2 protein-coding genes are annotated in these 2,359 nt (G+C 41.5%); both read right to left on the bottom strand.

Going from position 1 to position 2,359, the window contains the following annotated elements; genetic code table 11:
- Window positions 1–66 precede the first annotated feature (66 nt).
- Window positions 67–1,350 (bottom strand): threonine synthase, encoded by a 1,284-nt coding sequence (gene thrC / locus H5072_RS17115; RefSeq protein WP_182694225.1) that lies wholly within the window; start codon window positions 1,348–1,350, stop codon window positions 67–69.
- 11 nt (window positions 1,351–1,361) lie between these two features.
- Complete coding sequence (thrB, locus tag H5072_RS17110; protein ID WP_024596294.1) at window positions 1,362–2,297, bottom strand: homoserine kinase; 936 nt, start codon at window positions 2,295–2,297, stop codon at window positions 1,362–1,364.
- Window positions 2,298–2,359: the final 62 nt, after the last annotated feature.

Below are 2,359 nucleotides of genomic sequence, written 5' to 3'. Positions count from 1 at the left end.
CACTAGATTTAAAAGCCTAAAGTTATAAAAAAAAGGCGGCTTAACCGCCTTTTTGAATTAATTAACTTAGCCAAGTTTAGCAAGTATTTCTGTACGTAATGCGTCGTAATCGGCCTTTATATCGCTTGCTAGGCATGGTTTTGCTAGTGCGTCGCTAAGTGGTTTTGGCATACCTAATTCAATATTTAAAATACCCTCTACGCTTTCTTTAAACTTAGCAGGATGAGCGGTTGCTAAAAAGATACCCGCGGCCCCTGGCGCTCGATTTTCAACAAGACCTTGGTACGCAATAGCAGTGTGAGGCTCTGCAACATAACCCGTTTGTTGAATTTTTTTCATCACCGATTGGGTGTCTTCCTCGTTTACGCTAGTTGAATAAAAGTTATCGTAGCTAAACCAGTTATTATCTAACATTGTTTGCACACGCGGCCAGTTGTTTGGCTTACTTACATCCATTGCATTTGAAAGCGACTCAAGTGTTGCGTTTGGCGTCCAGGTTTTATCAAGCATAAAGCGCGGCACAGTATCATTTTGGTTGGTTGTTGCACTTAATTTACCTACAGGTAAGCCAATAACCGCACCAATCATTGCAGCACATACATTACCAAAGTTGCCACTTGGCACTGATATATGCGCTGTTGCGCGTTTTTCTTTTGGTAGTTGTGCAATGGCCTCAAAGTAATAACAAACCTGAGCAACTAAACGGCTAATATTAATTGAATTAGCAGAATTAAGCCCAAGTGTTGATTTAACTTCTTCATCTAAAAAGGCATTTTTAACCAACTCTTGGCAATCATCAAAACTGCCATCAACTGCATAACAATGAATATTGTTACCTAACGTAGTAAATAGCTTTTGCTGAGCAAGTGAAATTTTGCCTTTAGGATATAAGATGACAACATCGATATTCGGCTTGTTATAAAAAGCATGTGCAACGGCTGCACCAGTATCGCCCGATGTTGCGGTTAAAATAGTTACTTTTTCATCTTTATTAAATTGCGCTAAACACTCAGCCATAAAGCGACCACCAAAGTCTTTAAACGCAAGCGTAGGACCATGAAACAACTCTAAGCAGTACGTATTCTCTTCAACTTCCACCAGTTTAACTGGAAAGTTAAATGCATTTTTAACCATTTGTGCCACAGTCTCGCTTGGCAGCTCATCACCAATTAGGTGAGATAATATTTTGCCACTGCGTGTAACAAAGTCCATATCAAGCAATGCATCAACATCGGACAGTGGGGCAAGGGATTCAGGGAAAAACACACCTTGATTACGACCCAAACCTGTTTTTACGGCTTCAACGAACGACACTTTTTGTGAGCTATCTTTTAAATTATGTAATTGCATGACTACCTATCCTATAAAACTGTTAATTGACGCGTGCCGTCGTTATCTAATTTACAAATGTGGCAAAAGCCTTGCTCGTTAATGTAATTTGCCTCTAACCACTGCGCGCATTGCTTTGCAGCTTCAAGTGTTTTACATACACTAAACAAGGTAGGTCCTGCGCCCGAAATACTCACTATTTCAGCGCCCAACGCTGGTAAGCTTGCTTTGGCTTCACTAAAACCTTTAATAAGCGGTGCGCGGTAAGGTTCTGCTATTTCATCTTTCATTATGCTCAGTGCATCGTCAAAACGATTAGTCAACAGTAAGCTACTAAATGCCGATAAACGCTGTGCAAACTCAACACTTGCATGCATGCTCAACTCTTTTGGTAAAACCGAGCGCGCTTTTGCAGTGTTGAGTGAAAAACCAGGGAACGCAGCAACGTAGTACCAATTTTCATCAACAGGCAGTGCAATCGATTTATCAGGGATTAAATCACCTGTTAATTGCAAACCACCTAAATAGCATGGCGTGATGTTGTCGTAATGACGACCACCGCTCACTACAGCTTCAAAGTCAGCCATAAGCTCAATAAGCTCAACCTGACTTAAGTTAGTTTGTGCAAACTTATCAAGGGCAGCAAAGGTAGCCACGACCGAGCATGCACTAGAACCAAGTCCAGATCCAATTGGTAAATTCTTTTTAAGCTCGAGCTTTACGCTTGGCATATCAGGCGCAACATGCGCTCTAAAATGTACTAAACACTGGTACGCTAAGTTTTCATTCGCATCACTTGGTAACTTGTGAGCGTAGTCGCCAGTGCAAATAAATTCGTCACTTGGTGCTGCACTTACAACGGCTACATCGCCTAATAAACTACCATCAATTGGCGCAAGCGCTGCGCCAAGTGCATCAAAACCCACTGCAAAATTACCAATAGACGCCGGAGCATATACTTCAATCATAACGAGCTCCTAGCGCGATAGTGTTTTTAAAATATCAGCAAATACACCCGCTGCTGTTACTT

It is taken from the genome of Pseudoalteromonas sp. SR45-5, assembly GCF_014163565.1.
Classification (GTDB): domain Bacteria; phylum Pseudomonadota; class Gammaproteobacteria; order Enterobacterales; family Alteromonadaceae; genus Pseudoalteromonas; species Pseudoalteromonas distincta.
The sequence above is the reverse complement of the archived record's forward strand: the minus strand, read 5'-3'. Positions and strand labels throughout refer to the sequence as shown.

Bases quoted from the DNA above. Each gene is read 5' to 3' on its own strand.
- thrB (WP_024596294.1), bottom strand. From the start codon at position 2,297: ATGATTGAAGTATATGCTCCGGCGTCTATTGGTAATTTTGCAGTGGGT.
- thrC (WP_182694225.1), bottom strand. From the start codon at position 1,350: ATGCAATTACATAATTTAAAAGATAGCTCACAAAAAGTGTCGTTCGTT.